This is a genomic window from Amycolatopsis sp. NPDC051371, assembly GCF_040682155.1.
In the GTDB taxonomy this organism is placed as follows: domain Bacteria; phylum Actinomycetota; class Actinomycetes; order Mycobacteriales; family Pseudonocardiaceae; genus Amycolatopsis.
The window spans coordinates 35,333-52,848 of sequence record NZ_JBFBAG010000058.1; the positions used below are offsets into that span (position 1 = coordinate 35,333).

The following is a 17,516-nucleotide window of genomic DNA, read 5'->3' on the forward strand; positions in this document are numbered from 1 at the left end:
CACGGTAGTCACGGCGTCCGGCGCCGCAGCGTCGCCGCGCCGAGCACCAGCGCCAGCAGCGCGCAGCACGCCACGACCACGAGGTTCCGCAGGATCACCGCGTCGATCGTGCTGGAGGCGGTGACGCGGGTCAGCGCCTCGACCGCGTACGACAGCGGCATCACGTCCGAGAGCCACCGCAGCAGCCAGCCCATGTCCTCGCGCGGCACGAACAGCCCGCACAGCAGGATCTGCGGCAGCACGAACACCGGCATGAACTGGATGGCCTGGAACTCGGTGCGGGCGAACGCGCTGACGAACAGCCCGAGCGCCATGCCCAGCAACGCGTCCAGGACCGCGATCACCAGCAGCATCACCACCGACCCCGCGAGGTCGAGGCCGAGCCACCACAGCGAGACGCCCGCCGCGAGCGCCACCTGCACGACGGCGATCGAGCCGAACGCCAGCGCGTAGCCGAAGAGCAGGTCGAGCCGGCCGATGGGGAGCGTCATCAGGCGTTCGAGGGTGGCCGTGGTCCGCTCCCGCAGCGTCGTGATCGACGCGATCAGGAACATGATCAGGAACGGGAACACGCCGAGCAGCGCGGGCGCGACGTGGCTGAACACCAGCGTCGAGTTGAAGACGTACCGCAACAGGATCATCAGCAACGTCGGCACCACGATCAGCATCACGAAGGTGCGCGGGTCGTGCCGCAGCTGCAGGAGGATGCGCCGCGTGGTCGCGAGCGTCAGCGCGGGGTTCACGACGCGGCCCTCACCAGGTGCAGGAAGGCCTGCTCGAGGTCGGCGGCGCCGGTGCGCTCGCGCAGGGCGAGCGGCGCGTCGTCGGCCAGGAGGGTGCCTTCGCGCATGAGCAGGAGGCGGTCGCAGCGCGCGGCTTCGTCCATGACGTGGCTGGACACCAGCAGCGTGGCGCCGCCGTCGGCGAGCCGGCGGAACAGCGCCCAGAGCTCGTCGCGCAGCAGCGGGTCGAGCCCGACGGTCGGTTCGTCGAGCACGAGCAGCTCCGGCTTGCCGAGCAGGGCAACGGCGAGGTTCGCGCGGTTGTGCTGCCCGCCCGAGAGCGACCCGACGAGCTTGCCGGTGTGGTCTTCCAGGCCGACCTCGGCGATCACTCTGTCCACATCGGACGCCGGCGCGCGCAGCACCGCGGCGAAGTACCGCAGGGCTTCCCGGACGGTGAGGTCGGCGTAGATCGCCGGGTTCTGGGTGGCGTAACCGATCCGGCGCCGCAGTGGCGGGCTGCCGGCGGGCAGGCCCAGCACGGTGACGGTGCCGCCTTCGACGATCTGCACGCCGACGATCGCCCGCATCAACGTGGTCTTGCCGCAGCCGCTCGGGCCGAGCAGCCCGGTGACGGCGCCGCGCGGCACCGAGAAGCTCACGTCCCGCACCACCGGCCGGCCACCGCGCCGGACCCGGAGGCCGGTGACCTCGAGGGCAGAATTAGTCATGCGATTAATTCTGCGCCCGGTGAGTTCCCGGAGTCAAGGGGCGTGAAAAACGCGTAGTCCGTTCGCCTCCCGAACCCACTCGACCGGCGGAAGCGTTTCAACGCCCGTGTCTGAAACGCTTTGTGGTCTTGGGGTTTCCCCGACCTGGAGGGGCATGTCGATGGCCGTCACGCAGCAGGTACCGGTTCGTCCGCAAGTACAGTTCTTCGGCGCGGGGCCCCATCCCGCGCGCCGAGCCGCGATCGCCGTCGTCGCGATCCTCGCCGGCTTCGCGCTGACCGCGCTGTGGTCGGCGCCGTTCGTCGACTCCGTCATCGGCGACAGCGTCGCCAACGGCCTGCTCGGGTACGACGCGAAGGCCACGCCGATCAGCGGAGTCCTCGCCGGGACGCTCTTCGCGTTCGTCTCCGGCCTCGCGGGCTCCTTCACCGCCTGCAACATCGCCGCCTTCGGCGCGGTCGCCCCGCTGGTCGGCGGCCAGGCCGGCGAGAAACGGCGCTTCGCCACCACACTCAGGCCGCTCGGCTGGATCGCCGCGGGCATGCTCGCCGTGTCGATCGTCTACGGCGTCGTCGTCGCCCTGGTCGGCACGCGGATGCCGCAGTTCTCCACCGCGCAGACGACGGGGCTGAGCCCGCGCAGCATCCAGTCGATGGTCGCGTTCGGCGTCGTCGGGGTGGTCTTCCTGGTCATGGGCCTGATCGCGCTCGGCATCATCCCGAACCCGTTCGCCGGGTTCGTCGCCCGCCACCCCGCGGCGCCGCTCGTCCTGATGGGCGCGCTCATCGGCGGGTTCCTCATCGGCCGGCCCTACCCGCTGTTCCGGATCATGTTCCGCAGCGCCGCCGAGCAGCACGACGTCTTCTACGGCGCGGCCGCGTTCGCGCTCCAGTCGGTCGGCAACATCGTCGTCATGGCGCTGCTGTTCCTGCTCCTGACGCACGCCACGGGCGGGCGCGTGCAGCGCTGGCTCGCCGCGAAACCCGCCCGGATCGCGACGGTGACCGGCGCGGCGCTGCTCGTCGGCGGCACGTTCACGCTGCTCTACTGGGACGTTCGCGTGCTCGGCCGGCTCGGGATCATCTGGTTCCCGATGGTCAGCTGGTAGGCCGCCCGAGCCACCGGTAGTCGGGTGCGGGGTCGAGCTGGACGCTGTCGGCGACGGCGACCAGCTCGGCTTCCGGCCGCGGGCCCGCCACCGTCAGCCAGCGCCCCGACGGGAGCTTGACCGCGACGAACGCTTCCTGTCCCGCCACGAAGAACCCCTGGCCGCCGCGCACGGTGACGGGGGCGGCGCCGTTCACGCCGGGGGAGCCGGCGCTCGCCGTGACGCGGACCGCGGGCACCGACGGCCGTGCCGGATCGGCGGCGGTCAGCTCGGTGCTCGCGTCGGCCGGGCCGGTGCCCTTGACCACGGCCGAGCGCCCGGTCAGCCCGGCCGGGAGCGCGCCGAAGCGCAGCTCACCGCGGACGCCGACCGGCGCGGCGGTGACCCCCTGAGCAATCCACAGGGCCACCACGCGGGCGTCGGGGACCCCGCCGACCCGCGCGGTCAAGACGTGGTCGTCGTCGGCGAGCCAGGTGACCAGCGCGGCCGTCCCGGTGTCGCCGGTGACCATGGCGACGCGGCCGCGCACCAGGACCTGGTCGCGGATCGACGCGATCCGCAGCTCGGTCTGCGACCACTCGGGGTCGGCGGTCGAGTAGACCGACAGCGTGACCTCCGCCTGGCCGGCGAACCACCGCCGGACCTGCGGCGTGGTGCCGGGGCCGCCTTCGCGGTACTGCTCGGTGAAGCCGTCCGGCAGCCAGCCCGGGCTGTAGCCGAGCACCGGGCGGCTCGCGGCCGGGTCGAGGTCCGGGGTGGTGATCGCCTGCGTGCCCACGAAGACCCCGGCGACCAGCACGACCACCGCCGCGGCGACCAGCGCCAGCTTCACCGCCGGACGCCGCTGCCGCCCGGCGCGGGCCAGCGCGTTCCGGACCGCGTCGCCGTCCGGGGCGCGGGCGGCGAGCCGGTCGAGGCTGTCCCGGATCAGCGTCTCGGTCTCGTGCTCGCTGCGGGTCATTCGGGGGCTCCGGTGAGGGTCGTGGGCTGCGGGGCCTGGCGGAGGGTCGCGAGGGCGCGGGAGATCTGGCTGCGCACGGTGGAAGTCCCGCAGCGCAGGACAGCGGCGATCTCGGCGTCGGAGTAGCTCTCGTAATAGCGCAGCACGATCGCCGCGCGCTGCTTGCGAGGCAGCGTCTCCAGGAGGCCGAGCATGGCGTCGCGCTCGTCGTAGGCGGCCGACGGATCGGCTTCCGGCGGGCCGAGCGCGTCGAGAACGTCGTGGCTGCTCGGCACCATCCGCCGCACGGCCCGCCGGCGCCACGACAGGTACTCGTTGGTGATCATCCGCCGCACGTAGGTCGGCGGGAAGTCGATGCCGGCCCAGCGCTGCTGGGCGCGCAGCAGCACGTCCTGGACGATGTCCTGCGCCAGGTGCGGGTCGTTCGTCAGGACGGTGGCGTAGCGCAGCAGCCCGTCCAGCCGCTCCGCCACGAACTCTTCAAAGCGCACACGCGTCCCTTCCGTCCTCTCTTGGACGCGCGAGCGGGCCGGGCTGATGCACGGGAGTGGGAAGTTTCTCAGCGGGGAATGACGTCCTCGAGCCGGAGGAAGGCGAAGCCCGTGGTCGCGAGGTCGCCGGCGGCCGGGCGGCGCTCGCCGTCGTGGACCACCAGCAGACCGTGGGGGAACTCGCGGCCCAGGTACGCCGTGCTGATCGCCGAGCCGTCGGAGTGCTCCACCGAGTCCGTGCCGCGGCCCGCGACGATCCGCAGGTCACGCGTCCGGCCGGGGCCGTACACGACGAACCGCGAGTCGCCCTGGCTGGAGGCGAACAGCTTGCCGTGCGCCACCGCCAGGCCTTCGGCGTCCGCCTCGAGCCACTTGCCGCCGAAGCCCGCGTCGGCGCCGTCCGGCACACACTCCTCGGCGACGGCGTCCCAGCGCGACGGGACGCCGTACGAGCGCACCCGGTCGACCAGCTCGGGCCGCCCGAACCCGGCCGGGCTCAGCGGGATCCGCCAGATCCCGACGTCCTCCTGCGCGGTGTAGAGCACCCGGCCGTCGAGCACCGAGCCCTCCAGTTGCGGGCCCTCGCCCGGCTCCTCGCACGGCGACCAGGAAACCCCGTTCGGCAGCCGGAAGGACGACGGCAGGTCCACCGTCGCCAGCGGAGCCGTGCCGACCTTCCCGCCCGGCTCGTCGACCAGCCGCAGCAGCGCCACCCGCGTCTCGTGGCGGCGGGTCACCGTCACCCAGCGGATCCCCGTGACCGGGTCGCGGCCCGCCGCGAGGCCGTACGCGGTGCGCTGTTCGTCCACTGCGGACTCCGGGAACACCCGGGCGGCGGCGGGGTCGGTCACGTCGCGCAGCACGTGCGCGCCCGCCGCCGCACCGCGCGGGTCGATCCGGTACACCCGGATGCGGTCCTGGCCGCGGTCGCTGACCACCGCCAGGTCGCCGACGACGTCGACGTTGTTGAACCGGCCGCCCGGGCCCGCCGGGACGCGCTGCAGCGTCCGCGCGTCCAGGCCGAACGCCGCCAGCCCGCCCTCCTTCAGCGTCCCGAGCACGACGCTGCGCGACGGGTCGTGCGGGTGGACCCAGATGGCCGGGTCGTCGGCGTCGGCGGGTTCGGCGAAGGCCTGCGTCTGCACCACCGGCGAAGGAGCACGAGACGACGCGGAGGCGGGGACGGCGGTCAGCAGTGAGACGGCGGCCACGGCCACCGGAAGAAGTCTGCGCACGCGCGGCAAACTAGACGAATCGGATGGCCACGAAGTGAACGCGCCGTGATGAGCAGCCCCCGATGAACAGCCTACGGCGGGCCACCGACGGCTTCGCGGCCTTCCAGGTAGTACTGCGCCACCGGGGCCAGCAGGGCGACGATCTCCTCGTCGTCCGCCTCCGCCAGCGGGGGCAGCTTGATCACGTACCGCAGCAGCGCCACCCCCATCATCTGCGACGCGATCCCCGTCACCCGGATCCGCGGCACGTCCAGCGCCCGCGCCACCTCGGCCAGCACCGCGCGCTCGATGAACTGGCGCATCATCAACGCGACCTGCTCGTTCGTCGCCGCCGCGCGCAGCATCGCGATGAACGGCGTCCGCCCCTCCGGTGAAGCCCAGACCGCGAGGAACGCCCGCACCAGCCGTTCGCCCAGTGAAGAGCGCGGGCCCACCAGGATCGCGGGGACCAGGTCCGCCGGGTTCACCGGCAGGTTCATCGCCGCCGCGAACAAGGCCTGCTTGCTGCCGAAGAAGTGGTGCAGCAGGGCCGCGTTCACGCCCGCGTCGGCGGCGATCCCGCGGACCGTCGCGCCGTCGTACCCCAGCTCCGCGAACCGGTGCCGTGCCGCGTCGAGGATCTTCTCGCGCGTCTCGGTCTGCCCCGGCCGCCGCCCCGCCCGTGCCATTGGCCGAGCTTAGAACGCCCGTGACTACGCTGGTGGCCATGTCTGTCGCGGTGCGGGTGATCCCCTGTCTCGACGTCGACGCGGGCCGGGTCGTCAAGGGCGTCAACTTCGCCGGCCTCCGCGACGCCGGCGACCCCGTCGAGCTGGCCCGGCGCTACGACGCCGAGGGAGCCGACGAACTGACGTTCCTCGACGTCACGGCGTCCTCCGGCGACCGCGAGACCACTTTCGACGTCGTCCGCCGCACCGCCGAGCAGGTGTTCATCCCGCTCACCGTCGGGGGCGGCGTCCGCAGCAACGACGACGTCAACCGGCTGCTGCGCACCGGCGCGGACAAGGTGAGCATCAACACCGCCGCGATCGCCCGGCCGGAGTTCCTCCACGAGGCCTCCCGCCGGTTCGGCGCCCAGTGCATCGTCCTTTCGGTCGACGCGCGCCGCGTGCCTGAAGGCGGCGAACCGACCACGTCCGGCTTCGAGGTCACCACCCACGGCGGCCGCCGCGGCACCGGCATCGACGCCGTCGAGTGGGCCGCGCGCGGCGAAGAGCTCGGCGTCGGCGAGATCCTGCTGAACTCCATGGACGCCGACGGCACCAAGAACGGCTTCGACCTCGAGCTCATCGAGCTGGTCCGCAAGGCCGTGCGGGTCCCGGTGATCGCCAGCGGGGGAGCGGGGGCAGTCGAGCACTTCCTGCCCGCGGTCCGCACCGGAGCCGACGCGGTCCTCGCGGCCAGCGTGTTCCACTTCGGACAGCTCAAGATCGGCGACGTCAAGGACGCGCTGCGCGAAGGCGGGGTCGAGGTCCGATGAAGTCCTGGCAGGCACCCGTCGAGGTCAAGGTCACCGCCGTCCTGCTGGTCGGGCTGCCGGTCGCCTGGGCGCTGCTCGACCTGATCCCGGTGCTCGGCGCCGGTTCGGGCCTGGAGATCTTCCGGCTCCCGGCGCTCGCGCTCATCCTCGGCGGCGTCGTGACGACCGGGCTCGTGGTCAAGCTGGGCAGCGCCCGGATCGGCGGGCTCGTCATCACCGTGGTGTTCGCGCTGCTGCACGCGTTCCTGCTGCTCGGCGCCGCGCTGTGGTGGAACAAGCTGTTCTCCGGCCTGTCCTTCGCCGGGTACGGCTACGCCTTCGTCCTGTTCAACTCGATGCCGCTGAAGCGGCACATCCTGGGAGTACGGGCATGACCCTGGACGCGGCCGTCTCGGCGCGCCTCAAGCGCAACGCCGACGGCCTGATCGCCGCGGTCGTCGTCGAGCACGCCACTTCGGACGTGCTGATGATGGCCTGGATGAACGACGACGCGCTCGCCGCCACCCTGTCCACCCGCCGCGGCACGTACTGGTCGCGCAGCCGGCGGAAGCTGTGGGTCAAGGGCGAGACGTCCGGCCACTACCAGCACGTCCGCGAGGTGCGGATCGACTGTGACGGCGATACGGTCCTGCTGCGCGTCGACCAGACCGGCCCGGCCTGTCACACCGGCACGCACACCTGTTTCGACACCGAGGAGCGCCTGCTCCTGGCCGACGAGAAAGAGCACGCGTGACAATCGTCGCCGACGTCCTGGTCGGGCTGGTCGCCCTGATCCACGTCTACATCGTCGTCCTGGAGATGTTCCTCTGGACGACGCCCCGGGCCCGCGCGGCCTTCGGCACCACCGAGGAGTTCGCGAAGGAGAGCGCGCCACTGGCCGCGAACCAGGGGCTGTACAACGGTTTCCTGGCGCTCGCGCTCGTGTGGGGCCTGATCGCGAGCGATCCGACGGGCTTCCAGCTCAAGCTGTACGGCATCGTCTGCGTGATCATCGCGGGCCTCTACGGCGCGGCGACGGCGAACAAGCGCATCCTCTTCGTGCAGGTGCTGCCGGGCACCCTGGCGCTCATCGCGCTGTTGCTCGCCCGCTGACCCCGCTCCCTCGCACACGCCCGGCGAGGCCGTCCGAGCCACGACGGCCTCGCCGTGTCGTGGGCTATTGCGCGGCCTCCTGGAGCAGTTCCCGGGAGGCCGCTTCGCTCAGTGCCAGCTCGCCGATCAGCTTGGCGGTCTGTCGATAGGAGCGTGTTTGGGCGCTCTCGGAGAAGAAGGCGCACGACTGCACCTGTTCGATGATGGCGATCGGGATCGCGTTGTCGAATTCGTAGACGTCGAACGGGCCGAGCATGCCGGGGTGGTAGCCGATACCCGCCCGGACGATGCGAATGGAGATGTTGTCCCGTGAAGACATTTCTCTCAGGTGGTCGAACTGGTCGGACATGACCCCGGCCCCGCCGAAGTTCTCTTGGAGCGCGCGCTCGCCGATCAACGCGTCGAGCCGCACCGGTGACCGGCGGGACAGGACTTGCTGCCGCTGGAGCCGGATCCGCAACCGGGCGTCGGCGTCGTCGATCGTGACCGGCGTGTTGTCCATGATCGACCGGATGTAGTCCGGTGTCTGGAGAAGGCCGGGGACGAGCAGCGGAGACCAGGTCGTGACGCGCGACGCGTCCGCTTCGGAGGTCAGCAAAGTGGTCAGGCCCAGCAGGGCGTCGGTGCTGTTCGCCGCGAGCCAGTTCGGTTCTCGGACGTGCCTGGCGAGAGCCCGGATCCGGTCGCGCCGCTCGCCGGTCACCTGCAGGAGACCGAGGATCGCCGAAACGTCTTCGACGCTCGGCAGGCGTTGCCCCTTCTCCCACAGCGAAAGCACCTGCGGCAGGATCCCCAACATTTCCGCGAGCCGGCGAAGGCCGACATTGCGCGCTTCGCGTTCTTCGCGCAGCGAAGCGGCGAGCGTTCTCGCGGCCGGCCCCGAAGACGTCGGTTTCATGGGCAAAGGATACGAATGCCGTCGATTCCCCGAATGTGCGAATGGTGTCAGCGAAAAGTGACACGCTCGGCGGCGCCGTCCGGTTGCCTCGGTGCCGTGTGCATTTTCTCGCAGCGTCGGTGCCGGCAGTCGGTTCTACTCTCGGCTGATGGAGCTCGAAAGACGGTGGCGCCGGACCGCCCTCTGCGCGGCAGGCCTGGCCCTGGCCTGGGTCGCGGTGTTCGCCGCCGGGCTCGCCGGGCTGATCGCGGCCGAAACGCCGGTGACGCCGTGACGGTTTTCTACGACGCGGCCGACCCGGAGCACGCCCGCACCGCCGAGGAGGCGAACGAGAACGGGACCCTCATCGGCTTCAGCGTGATCCCGCTCATCGCCGGCTTCGCCGCGCTGCGGTTCGCTTCCGTCGCCGCGGCGGGCTGGCGGCGACGCGCCCGTGCGGTCGCCCGCACCGGGTGGCGGGTCGCGACGGTGACCGTCCCGCCCGGCCCGTGCGCCGTGCCCGCGTACGCGGTCGGGCCGCGGGTCAGCTGATGTCGCCGGTGAGGTAGCGCTGCAGGTTCGGCGCCACCGCCCGCACCAGCACCTCGACCTCTTCGGTGGCGAACGGCTCGAACTTCGCCACGTACCGGATCATGCCCATGCCGACCATCTGGGACGCGCAGAGCGTCATGCGCAGCGAGACGTCGTCCGAGCCGATCGAGGAGATCAGCGCGGTGAAGAACTTCTGGAAGAAGTCGCGCAGCACCTGCCCGGCCTGCTCGTGGCCGGTGACGCTGCGGATGAGCGCCACGAACACCCCGCCGCCCGCGCCGTCCCAGCGGGTGATGAAGGTGCGGACGATCCGCTCGCCGAGTTCCTCGTCCGGCCCGTCGCGCAGGACCTTCAGCAGTTCCAGCGGGTCGAACGGCAGCTCGAGCACCGCCCGCGCGAACAGGCCCTCCTTGCCGCCGAACCAGTGGTTGACCATGGCCGCGTCGACGCCCGCGCGGGTGGCGATCGCGCGCACGGTCGCGCCGTCGTAGCCGTTTTCGGAGAACACGGCCCGGGCGGCTTCGATCAGCGCCGTGCGCGTGTCCTGGCCGGCGGGGCGCCGCCCGCGGCGTCGCGAAGTAGGCTCGGTGGTGCTCACGCGTTCATCATGACTCACGCGCCCCCTGAATTCAACATTCATTGAATTCAGGGGTCCAGGGAACCCCTGCCCGGCGCGTGCAGCACAATGAGGGTCATGGTCAGCGCATTCGCCGGGTCCGGTCCCGGCTCGGTCAGCCCGTCCCGTGAGGACTTCCGCGCCCTCGCCGAGAGCCGCCGCGTCATCCCGGTCGTGCGCCGGGTCCTCGCCGACGGCGAGACGCCGATCGGGGTCTACCGCAAGCTCGCCGCCGACCGGCCGGGCACGTTCCTGTTCGAGTCCGCGGAGAACGGCGCCTCCTGGACGCGCTGGTCGTTCATCGGCGTCCGCGCCCCGGCCGCGCTGACCGTCCGCGACGGGAAGGCGGTCTGGACCGGCACCCCGCCGGTCGGCCTGCCGTCCGAAGGCAACCCGCTCACCGTGCTGCGTGAAACGATCGAAGCGTTGCACACCGAGCCCCTGCCCGGATTGCCGCCGCTGACCGGCGGCATGGTCGGCTACATCGGCTACGACTCGGTGCGCTGGCTGGAAAAGCTGCCGGAGCTGGCCGAACGCGACCTCGACATCCCCGAGCTGACGATGCTCCTGGCCACCGACCTCGCGGCGTTCGACCACCACGAGGGCACGGTCACGCTGATCGCGAACGCCGTCAACTGGGACGACTCGCCCGAGCGCGTGGACGCGGCCTACGACGACGCCGTCGCCCGGCTGAGCGCGATGACCGAGCAGCTGCAGGTGCCCGCGCCGGCCACGGTCGCCGCGTTCGACCGGCCCGAGCCCGAGTTCACGCGCAAGCGGTCCAAGGCGGACTTCCACGCCGCGGTCGAGAAGGCCGTCGAGGCGATCAAGGCCGGCGAAGCGTTCCAGATCGTGCCGTCGCAACGGTTCGAGATCCCGACCGCCGCCGACGCGCTCGACATCTACCGCGTGCTGCGGACGTCCAACCCGAGCCCGTACATGTACCTGCTGCGGCTGGAAGGCTTCGACATCGTCGGCTCCAGCCCGGAATCGCTCGTCACCGTGCGGGACGGCCGCGCGACCACGCACCCCATCGCGGGCACGCGCTGGCGCGGCGCCGACCCGGAGGAGGACGCGCAGCTGGCGAAGGACCTTCTCGCCGACGAGAAGGAGCGCGCGGAGCACCTGATGCTCGTCGACCTGGGCCGCAACGACCTCGGGAAGGTCTGCAAGCCGGGCACCGTGCGCGTCGTCGACTTCTTCCAGATCGAGCGCTACAGCCACGTCATGCACATCGTGTCGACCGTCACCGGTGAGCTGGCCGAGGGCAAGACGGCGTTCGACGCGGTCACGGCGTGCTTCCCGGCCGGCACGCTGTCCGGCGCACCGAAGGTCCGCGCGATGGAGCTGATCGAGGAGCTGGAGCCGGTCCGCCGCGCGCTGTACGGCGGCGTCGTCGGCTACCTCGACTTCGCCGGCGACGCGGACACCGCGATCGCGATCCGCACGGCGCTGGTCAAGGACGGCATCGCGCACGTCCAGGCCGGCGGCGGGGTGGTCGCCGACTCGGTGCCGGACTACGAGGACACCGAGTCGCTGAACAAGGCCCGGACCGTGCTGTCGGCGGTCGCCGCCGCGCAGACGATGGTCGCGGCGGGCGCCCTCGACCCGGCCGCGGACGCCGCCCGTGTCTGAGGCGCCGGCCGAGGCGCCGGCGACGGCAGGCCCGTCCCGGCGTCCACTGTGGATGATCGTGGTCGCGCTCCTGCTCGCCGCGCTCGCGCTGTGGGGTGCGTCACGGCTGACGTGGTTCGCCGAGTTCCGCGACGGCGGCGTGCGCGGCACGGTGCTCTACCGCGAGACCGGCGAGCAGCGCGCGACGGCGCTCGTGCCGCTGGCCCTGCTCGCCCTCGCGGGCGTCGCCGGGGTGATCGCGACCGGCGGCTGGGCCCGGCGCGTGCTGGGCGTCGTGCTCGCGCTGGCGGGCGTCGCCGCGGTCTGGGCGGGTGTCGCGGGCGTCAAGTTCTCCGGCTACGCGGACGGGCTGCCCGTCACCGAGATGCTGCTGGGCCGCGGCCTGGCCGTGCTGGGGGGAATTCTCGTCGCCGTCGGCGGGTTGGCAGCCGTCAAGGGTGCCGGGCGGGCCGCCCGGCTCGGGGCCCGGTACGCGGCTCCGGCCACGCGCAAGAAGGCGCGTGACCCGGACGCCGAGCTGTGGGAAGCGCTGTCGGAAGGAGAGGATCCGACGGAGGGCCGGGGGAGGCATTCGGAGTAACGCGCGCACCCGGAACCGGGCGCTCCAGATGCGGGGGTTAGCATCGTTTCGGCGGGAAGGGGAAGGTTTTTGTGAGCGACCTTGCGAAGGAAACCGTGAGCGCGTACCCGGGCGGGGGCGCCCGGTGACCGTGCTCGAAGACATCGTCGCCGGCGTGCGCGAGGACCTCGCGGCACGCGAGTCCGTGCTGCCGTTCGACGAGCTGAAGATCCGCGCGGCGGCCGCCCCGGCGCCCCGCGACGTGATGTCCGCGCTGCGCGAGTCCGGCATCGGCGTGATCGCCGAGGTGAAGCGCCGCAGCCCCTCCAAGGGCGACCTGGCCGACATCCCCGATCCCGCCGCGCTGGCGAAGGACTACGAAGACGGCGGCGCGCGCGTCATCAGCGTGCTCACCGAACAGCGCCGTTTCGGCGGTTCGCTGGCCGACCTGGACGCGGTGCGCGCGGCGGTCGACATCCCGATCCTGCGCAAGGACTTCATCGTCAGCCCCTACCAGGTGCACGAGGCCCGCCTGCACGGCGCCGACATGGTGCTGCTGATCGTCGCCGCGCTGGAGAAGAACGCGCTCGCCGCGCTGCTCGACCGCGTCGAGTCGCTCGGGATGACCGCGCTGGTGGAGATCCACAACGCCGAGGAGGCCGACAAGGCCCTCGAGGCGGGTGCCAAGGTCATCGGCGTCAACGCGCGCAACCTGCACACCCTCGAGGTGGACCGCGACGTCTTCTCGCGGCTGGCCCCCGGCCTGCCGATGGACGTCTACAAGGTCGCCGAGTCGGGTGTCCGCGGGCCGGGCGACCTGATGTCCTACGCCGGCCACGGCGCCGACGCGGTGCTGGTCGGCGAGGGGCTCGTCGCTTCCGGCGACCCGAAGGGTTCCCTGGTCAAGCTGGTCACCGCCGGATCGCACCCCGCCTGCCCGAGGCCCTCCCGGTGACCGAACCGCACGACGAGCACGACCCGGACGAGCGCGGCTACTACGGCCCGTACGGCGGCCGGTTCATGCCGGAGGCGCTGATCGGCGTCGTCGACGAGGTCGCCGCCGAGTACGAAAAGGCCCGGCACGACCCGGAGTTCCTGAACGAGTTCAACCGCCTGCTGAAGGACTACGCGGGCCGCCCGTCGCTGCTCACCGAGGCCAAGCGCTTCGGCGAGCACGCCGGCGGCGCGCGCGTGTTCCTCAAGCGCGAAGACCTGAACCACACCGGCTCGCACAAGATCAACAACGTGCTGGGTCAGGCGCTGCTCACCAAGCGGATGGGCAAGAAGCGCGTCATCGCCGAGACCGGCGCGGGCCAGCACGGCGTCGCGACGGCCACCGCGTGCGCGCTGCTCGACCTCGACTGCGTCGTCTACATGGGCGAGGTCGACACCGAGCGCCAGTCGCTGAACGTGGCGCGCATGCGGCTGCTCGGCGCCGAGGTCATCCCGGTCAAGACCGGTTCGCGGACGCTGAAGGACGCGATCAACGAGGCGCTGCGCGACTGGGTCACCAACGCCGACACCACGCACTACCTGTTCGGCACGGCGGCCGGTCCCGCGCCGTTCCCGACCATGGTCCGCAACTTCCACCACGTCATCGGCACCGAGGCCCGCGAGCAGATCCTCGAGCAGGCCGGCCGCCTGCCCGACGTCGTCGCGGCCTGCGTCGGCGGCGGGTCGAACGCCATCGGCATCTTCTCCGGCTTCTACGACGACCCGTCCGTGCGGCTGGTCGGCCTGGAGCCGGGCGGCGAAGGCATCGAGGGCAACCGCCACGGCGCGACGCTCACGAAGGGCACTCCGGGCAACCTGCACGGCGCGATGACGTACCTGCTGCAGGACGAGGACGGCCAGACGGTCGAGTCGCACTCGATCTCGGCCGGGCTGGACTACCCGGGCGTCGGTCCCGAGCACGCGTGGCTGAAGGACACCGGCCGCGCCGAGTACCGGCCGGTCACCGACGCCGAGGCGATGGACGCGTTCAAGCTGCTGTCGCGCACCGAGGGCATCATCCCGGCGATCGAGTCGGCGCACGCGCTGGCCGGCGCGCTGGTGCTGGGCCGCGAGCTGGGCCCCGACGGCCTGATCGTCGTCAACCTGTCGGGTCGCGGCGACAAGGACATGGACACGGCGGCGAAGTGGTTCGGGCTGGTGAACGGATGAGCGGGCTGGACGACCTCTTCGCGACGACGCGGGCGGAAGGCCGGGGTGCGCTGATCGGCTACCTCCCCGCGGGCTTCCCGACCGTTGAGGGCTCGAAGGACCTGATCGCGGCCTGTGTCGACGGCGGTGCCGACCTGATCGAGGTCGGCGTCCCGTATTCGGACCCGGTGATGGACGGCCCGACCATCCAGGCCGCGTCCGTGACCGCGCTGGACAACGGCTTCCGCCTCAAGCACGTGTTCGAGGTGGTCGAGTCGATCTCCGCCCGCGGCGGCCGCGCCGTGGTGATGACGTACTGGAACCCGGTCAACCGCTACGGCGTCGACCGTTTCGCGCGCGACCTCGCCGCGGCGGGCGGGCTCGGCTTGATCACGCCGGACCTGATCCCGGACGAAGCCGGGGCGTGGATGGAAGCGTCCTCGGCGCATGGTCTCGACCGGACGTTCCTGGTGGCGCCGTCGTCGTCGGAGGAGCGGCTCGCCCGCACGGTGGCCGCGGCTTCGGGATTCATCTACGCGACCGCGGTGATGGGCGTGACGGGCGCGCGCGACCAGGTCGGCGCGGGCGCGGAAGAGCTGGTCCGCCGCACGCGGGCGCACACGTCCCTGCCGATCGGCGTGGGGCTGGGTGTGCGCTCCGGCGAGCAGGCGGCCCAGGTGGCGTCGTTCGCCGACGCGGTGATCGTGGGTTCGGCCCTGGTCACGGCGGCGGCCGAGGGCCCTTCCGGCGTCCGCAAGCTGTCCGCCGAGCTGGCCGAGGGTGTGCGCCGGGCGGTCGCCACCGCTTGACCTGGAGTGCACTCCAGGTGCCACTCTGGGTCCGTGACGTCCTACACCCCGGCCCAGGTGACCGAAAAGACCGGTTTCACGATCGACACGCTGCGGTACTACGAGCGCATCGGCCTGCTGCACCACGTCGGCCGCACGGCCGGCGGCAGGCGGGTCTTCACCGACCAGGACGTGGAGTTCCTGCAGCTGCTGCGGTGCCTCCGCTACACGGGCATGCCGGTGGCGGAGATGCTGCGGTTCGTGGAGCTGCTTCGGTCAGGTGAGGCGACGCGCGAAGAGCGGGTCGACGTCCTGCGCGAGCACGAAGAGCGGGTGGCGTCGCAGATCGCGCGGCTTCGGGAACACCAGGAGCACATCCAGTTCAAGATCCGGCTGTACAGCGGGGCGGGGCAGCTGGCTTCGGCAGGCTGATGCAGAGCCTGGTCGGGCACCCGCGCTTGTACAAAAGCTGTACGCGCCAAGGCCAAGCTCCGTCCCATGGACCTCAGCCACCTCCCGCGGCGCACCTTCCTCCGCGGCGCCGCCGGCCTGGCCGCCGCGGGAGCCGCCGGACTCCTGCTTCCCGCGACGGCCCGAGCCCAAGCCGAACCCCGCATCTACAGCTGTGCCGAGTGGGATGCCCGGCCGCCCTCCGACGCCCTCACCACCCTCGACCACCCCGCGAACCGCATCCTCATCCACCACATCGCCGGCGCCAACAGCACCGACTACTCCCTCGCGCACGCCTTCCAGGTCGCCCGCGACGACCAGCACGACCACATGGACAACAACGGCTGGTCCGACACCGGCCAGCACTTCACCGTCAGCCGCGGCGGGTACCGGCTCGAAGGGCGGCACGGCAGCCTCGACGCCCTGCGCGGCCGCACCACCATGATCCAGGGCGCGCACTGTCCCGGGCAGAACACCAACGCCATCGGCATCGAGAACGAAGGCACCTACACGAGCGTCGAGCCGCCCGAAGCGCAGTGGGCGGCGCTGGTCATCTTCTGCGCTTACATCTGCCGTCAGTACGGCATCCCCGTCGAGGAGATCAAGGGCCACCGCGACTACTACAACACCGAATGCCCCGGCGACCGTCTTTACGCCAAGCTTCCGCAACTGCGCGACGAAGTGGCGCGCTCAATGTAGGTAGCGCATGAGCGAGCACAGCTCGTCCGGCGGCAGGGAACCCAGTCGCGCGATCTCCCCGCGTCGCACGTCCATCAGCGTCGTCGCGAACTCCGCGCCGAACGCCGAGGTCAACGCCGAGTCGGCCTCGAACGCCGTCACCGCGTCCGCCAAAGAGGTCGGCAGACGGACCGCGGACGGCAGCGTCCCCGGGTCGACGTCCACCGGCTCCGGCAGCGACTCCTTCGTGTCCAGCCCGGCCAGGCCCGCGAACAGCAGCGCCGCCACCACCAGGTACGGGTTCGCGGTCAGGTCGAAGCACTTGACCTCGAAGTTGGCCGCCCGGTCGCGCTGCCCGGCCGGGCCCTGGACCAGCCGCAGCGGTGCCTCGCGGTTCTCCAGGCCCCACACCGAAAACACCCCCGCCCAGTGGTGCGGCTCCAGGCGCAGGTAGCTGACCACCGATGGCGCGCCGATCGCCAGCAGCGCCGGCAGCCGCGAAAAGATCCCGCCGCCGAACGCCTCCGCCGTCGGCGTCAGGCCGAACCGGCCGTCGCCGCCGGAGCAGAGGTTCCGATCGCCGTCCCAGAGACTCAGGTGGACGTGGCCTCCGTTGCCGACGCCGTCCGGTGAGAACTTCGGCGTGAACGACGCGCGCAGCCCGTGCCGCTCGCTCATCGTCCGGATCGTCTCGCGCGTCAGCACCGCGATGTCCGCCGCGCGCACCGGGTCGTCCGGCGCCACCGACAGCTCGAACTGCCCGGCCGCGTACTCGGGGTGGATCTGCTCCACCACCACCCCCTGAGCGGACAAAGCAGACACCAGCGCACGCAGGTAGTCCGCCTGCGCGGAGAGCCGCGCGAAGCCGTAGGCCGGGCCCGCCGTGGCCGAGCGCGGGTCGTCCGGCGCGTCCGCCGCCGTGATCACCCACTCGATCTCGAAGGCCGTCCGCACGTTGTAGCCCAGCGACGCGAGCCGGGCCGTCGCCGACGTGGCCAGCGCCCGCGCGTCCTGCGGGTGCGGCTCGCCGTCCTGGTCGTACTTGCGGACCGGCGCCCACGCCCAGCCGGGTTGCGCGGCCAGCGGCACGAGCGCGTCGAGATCGGGGTGCAGCCGCAGGTCACCGACCGGTCCGCGGGAGTACTGCCCGTCGGTGATGTCGTCGGTGGCCAGGAAGAAGTCGAACGAGGTCGACGCGCCGACGCCCCACGCCGCCGCCGACCACAGCCGGTCGACCGGGACGGCCTTGACCCGCGCGATGCCGCTGTTGTCCACGAAGGTCAGCGCGACGAGCTCGACGCCGGCCGCGCGCAGGCCGTCCGCCCGGAGCGCGCCCTGCTGTGCGAGTTCTGCCCGATCGAGCTGGCTCATCCTGCTCCCGTCGATGTTCACTGGTTGC

The 17,516-nt window shown here is 71.8% G+C and carries 23 protein-coding genes; 14 read left to right on the plus strand and 9 right to left on the minus strand.

Annotation, left to right across the window (positions count from 1 at the left end):
• Positions 1-8 precede the first annotated feature (8 nt).
• Both AB0M59_RS45605 and AB0M59_RS45610 read right to left on the minus strand, forming a co-directional pair.
• Entirely contained in the window at positions 9-743 is a 735-nt protein-coding gene (locus AB0M59_RS45605; RefSeq protein ID WP_364628188.1) for an ABC transporter permease, read from the minus strand.
• Complete coding sequence (locus AB0M59_RS45610; RefSeq protein ID WP_364628190.1) at positions 740-1,453, minus strand: ABC transporter ATP-binding protein; 714 nt, start codon at positions 1,451-1,453, stop codon at positions 740-742. The genes AB0M59_RS45605 and AB0M59_RS45610 overlap by 4 nt, the downstream gene beginning before the upstream one ends.
• Before the next feature lie 160 nt (positions 1,454-1,613).
• Between AB0M59_RS45610 and AB0M59_RS45615 the strand changes: the two genes are divergently transcribed.
• Positions 1,614-2,561, plus strand: a complete 948-nt coding sequence (locus AB0M59_RS45615) for a hypothetical protein (RefSeq protein ID WP_364628192.1) — start codon at positions 1,614-1,616, stop codon at positions 2,559-2,561.
• On the opposite strand, the gene AB0M59_RS45620 is transcribed toward AB0M59_RS45615, so the two are convergent.
• From AB0M59_RS45620 to AB0M59_RS45635, 4 genes are all read right to left on the minus strand, one after another.
• Positions 2,551-3,522 (minus strand): hypothetical protein, encoded by a 972-nt coding sequence (locus tag AB0M59_RS45620; protein WP_364628194.1) that lies wholly within the window; start codon positions 3,520-3,522, stop codon positions 2,551-2,553. The two genes, AB0M59_RS45615 and AB0M59_RS45620, sit on opposite strands and share 11 nt — an antisense overlap.
• Positions 3,519-4,013, minus strand: a complete 495-nt coding sequence (locus tag AB0M59_RS45625; protein WP_364628195.1) for a SigE family RNA polymerase sigma factor — start codon at positions 4,011-4,013, stop codon at positions 3,519-3,521. The genes AB0M59_RS45620 and AB0M59_RS45625 overlap by 4 nt, the downstream gene beginning before the upstream one ends.
• Positions 4,014-4,081: 68 nt before the next feature.
• Positions 4,082-5,230 carry a phytase gene (locus AB0M59_RS45630; protein WP_364628246.1) on the minus strand — a complete coding sequence of 383 codons (1,149 nt, stop codon included), beginning with the start codon at positions 5,228-5,230 and terminating at the stop codon, positions 4,082-4,084.
• 89 nt (positions 5,231-5,319) lie between these two features.
• Positions 5,320-5,916 carry a TetR family transcriptional regulator gene (locus tag AB0M59_RS45635; protein ID WP_364628197.1) on the minus strand — a complete coding sequence of 199 codons (597 nt, stop codon included), beginning with the start codon at positions 5,914-5,916 and terminating at the stop codon, positions 5,320-5,322.
• Between the two features lie 38 nt (positions 5,917-5,954).
• On the opposite strand from AB0M59_RS45635, the gene hisF reads away from it, so the two are divergent.
• From hisF to AB0M59_RS45655, 4 genes are read left to right on the plus strand one after another with little or no spacing between them, the layout of a single operon-like run.
• The gene (hisF, locus tag AB0M59_RS45640) at positions 5,955-6,728 is read left to right on the plus strand and encodes an imidazole glycerol phosphate synthase subunit HisF (RefSeq protein WP_364628198.1); all 774 of its coding nucleotides are present in this window, start codon (positions 5,955-5,957) and stop codon (positions 6,726-6,728) included.
• The gene (locus AB0M59_RS45645) at positions 6,725-7,102 is read left to right on the plus strand and encodes a hypothetical protein (RefSeq protein WP_364628200.1); all 378 of its coding nucleotides are present in this window, start codon (positions 6,725-6,727) and stop codon (positions 7,100-7,102) included. Before hisF ends, AB0M59_RS45645 begins: the two co-directional genes overlap by 4 nt.
• Positions 7,099-7,461, plus strand: coding sequence for a phosphoribosyl-AMP cyclohydrolase (hisI, locus tag AB0M59_RS45650; protein ID WP_364628202.1), 363 nt, complete (start codon positions 7,099-7,101; stop codon positions 7,459-7,461). The genes AB0M59_RS45645 and hisI overlap by 4 nt, the downstream gene beginning before the upstream one ends.
• A complete protein-coding gene (locus tag AB0M59_RS45655) occupies positions 7,458-7,820 on the plus strand; it encodes a DUF1304 domain-containing protein (protein ID WP_364628204.1) in 363 nt (120 codons plus the stop codon). The genes hisI and AB0M59_RS45655 overlap by 4 nt, the downstream gene beginning before the upstream one ends.
• Before the next feature lie 64 nt (positions 7,821-7,884).
• Here the strand turns inward: AB0M59_RS45655 and AB0M59_RS45660 are convergent, their stop codons facing one another.
• A complete protein-coding gene (locus AB0M59_RS45660) occupies positions 7,885-8,718 on the minus strand; it encodes a helix-turn-helix transcriptional regulator (RefSeq protein ID WP_364628205.1) in 834 nt (277 codons plus the stop codon).
• Between the two features lie 148 nt (positions 8,719-8,866).
• Here AB0M59_RS45660 and AB0M59_RS45665 point away from each other — a divergent pair, with 148 nt between their 5' ends.
• On the plus strand, positions 8,867-8,992 hold the full coding sequence (locus AB0M59_RS45665) for a hypothetical protein (RefSeq protein WP_364628207.1): 126 nt from the start codon (positions 8,867-8,869) through the stop codon (positions 8,990-8,992).
• Positions 8,989-9,249 (plus strand): hypothetical protein, encoded by a 261-nt coding sequence (locus AB0M59_RS45670; protein WP_364628208.1) that lies wholly within the window; start codon positions 8,989-8,991, stop codon positions 9,247-9,249. Before AB0M59_RS45665 ends, AB0M59_RS45670 begins: the two co-directional genes overlap by 4 nt.
• Here AB0M59_RS45670 and AB0M59_RS45675 read toward each other — a convergent pair.
• Positions 9,242-9,847, minus strand: coding sequence for a TetR family transcriptional regulator (locus AB0M59_RS45675; protein ID WP_364628210.1), 606 nt, complete (start codon positions 9,845-9,847; stop codon positions 9,242-9,244). The genes AB0M59_RS45670 and AB0M59_RS45675 overlap by 8 nt on opposite strands.
• A 96-nt stretch (positions 9,848-9,943) precedes the next feature.
• Here AB0M59_RS45675 and AB0M59_RS45680 point away from each other — a divergent pair, with 96 nt between their 5' ends.
• The 7 genes from AB0M59_RS45680 (at position 9,944) to AB0M59_RS45710 (ending at position 16,138) form a co-directional block, all read left to right on the plus strand.
• Positions 9,944-11,500 carry an anthranilate synthase component I gene (locus tag AB0M59_RS45680; protein WP_364628212.1) on the plus strand — a complete coding sequence of 519 codons (1,557 nt, stop codon included), beginning with the start codon at positions 9,944-9,946 and terminating at the stop codon, positions 11,498-11,500.
• Between the two features lie 52 nt (positions 11,501-11,552).
• Entirely contained in the window at positions 11,553-12,080 is a 528-nt protein-coding gene (locus AB0M59_RS45685; RefSeq protein WP_364628247.1) for a Trp biosynthesis-associated membrane protein, read from the plus strand.
• 124 nt (positions 12,081-12,204) lie between these two features.
• The gene (trpC, locus tag AB0M59_RS45690) at positions 12,205-13,014 is read left to right on the plus strand and encodes an indole-3-glycerol phosphate synthase TrpC (protein ID WP_364628213.1); all 810 of its coding nucleotides are present in this window, start codon (positions 12,205-12,207) and stop codon (positions 13,012-13,014) included.
• Positions 12,993-14,222, plus strand: coding sequence for a tryptophan synthase subunit beta (gene trpB / locus AB0M59_RS45695; RefSeq protein ID WP_364628249.1), 1,230 nt, complete (start codon positions 12,993-12,995; stop codon positions 14,220-14,222). The genes trpC and trpB overlap by 22 nt, the downstream gene beginning before the upstream one ends.
• Positions 14,219-15,010 (plus strand): tryptophan synthase subunit alpha, encoded by a 792-nt coding sequence (trpA, locus tag AB0M59_RS45700; protein ID WP_364628215.1) that lies wholly within the window; start codon positions 14,219-14,221, stop codon positions 15,008-15,010. The genes trpB and trpA overlap by 4 nt, the downstream gene beginning before the upstream one ends.
• A 33-nt stretch (positions 15,011-15,043) precedes the next feature.
• Positions 15,044-15,421, plus strand: coding sequence for a MerR family transcriptional regulator (locus AB0M59_RS45705; RefSeq protein WP_364628217.1), 378 nt, complete (start codon positions 15,044-15,046; stop codon positions 15,419-15,421).
• A gap of 66 nt (positions 15,422-15,487) precedes the next feature.
• Entirely contained in the window at positions 15,488-16,138 is a 651-nt protein-coding gene (locus AB0M59_RS45710; protein WP_364628219.1) for a peptidoglycan recognition family protein, read from the plus strand.
• On the opposite strand, the gene AB0M59_RS45715 is transcribed toward AB0M59_RS45710, so the two are convergent.
• Complete coding sequence (locus AB0M59_RS45715; RefSeq protein ID WP_364628221.1) at positions 16,130-17,488, minus strand: glutamine synthetase family protein; 1,359 nt, start codon at positions 17,486-17,488, stop codon at positions 16,130-16,132. The genes AB0M59_RS45710 and AB0M59_RS45715 overlap by 9 nt on opposite strands.
• Positions 17,489-17,516: the final 28 nt, after the last annotated feature.

Excerpts from the sequence above, each read along its gene's own strand:
- hisI (WP_364628202.1), top strand. The coding sequence starts at position 7,099 with ATGACCCTGGACGCGGCCGTCTCGGCGCGCCTCAAGCGCAACGCCGAC.
- AB0M59_RS45615 (WP_364628192.1), top strand. The coding sequence starts at position 1,614 with ATGGCCGTCACGCAGCAGGTACCGGTTCGTCCGCAAGTACAGTTCTTC.
- AB0M59_RS45645 (WP_364628200.1), top strand. The coding sequence starts at position 6,725 with ATGAAGTCCTGGCAGGCACCCGTCGAGGTCAAGGTCACCGCCGTCCTG.
- AB0M59_RS45620 (WP_364628194.1), bottom strand. The coding sequence starts at position 3,522 with ATGACCCGCAGCGAGCACGAGACCGAGACGCTGATCCGGGACAGCCTC.
- AB0M59_RS45660 (WP_364628205.1), bottom strand. The coding sequence starts at position 8,718 with ATGAAACCGACGTCTTCGGGGCCGGCCGCGAGAACGCTCGCCGCTTCG.
- AB0M59_RS45685 (WP_364628247.1), top strand. The coding sequence starts at position 11,553 with ATGATCGTGGTCGCGCTCCTGCTCGCCGCGCTCGCGCTGTGGGGTGCG.
- AB0M59_RS45680 (WP_364628212.1), top strand. The coding sequence starts at position 9,944 with ATGGTCAGCGCATTCGCCGGGTCCGGTCCCGGCTCGGTCAGCCCGTCC.
- AB0M59_RS45715 (WP_364628221.1), bottom strand. The coding sequence starts at position 17,488 with ATGAGCCAGCTCGATCGGGCAGAACTCGCACAGCAGGGCGCGCTCCGG.
- hisF (WP_364628198.1), top strand. The coding sequence starts at position 5,955 with ATGTCTGTCGCGGTGCGGGTGATCCCCTGTCTCGACGTCGACGCGGGC.
- AB0M59_RS45665 (WP_364628207.1), top strand. The coding sequence starts at position 8,867 with ATGGAGCTCGAAAGACGGTGGCGCCGGACCGCCCTCTGCGCGGCAGGC.
- AB0M59_RS45610 (WP_364628190.1), bottom strand. The coding sequence starts at position 1,453 with ATGACTAATTCTGCCCTCGAGGTCACCGGCCTCCGGGTCCGGCGCGGT.
- AB0M59_RS45710 (WP_364628219.1), top strand. The coding sequence starts at position 15,488 with ATGGACCTCAGCCACCTCCCGCGGCGCACCTTCCTCCGCGGCGCCGCC.
- trpA (WP_364628215.1), top strand. The coding sequence starts at position 14,219 with ATGAGCGGGCTGGACGACCTCTTCGCGACGACGCGGGCGGAAGGCCGG.
- AB0M59_RS45635 (WP_364628197.1), bottom strand. The coding sequence starts at position 5,916 with ATGGCACGGGCGGGGCGGCGGCCGGGGCAGACCGAGACGCGCGAGAAG.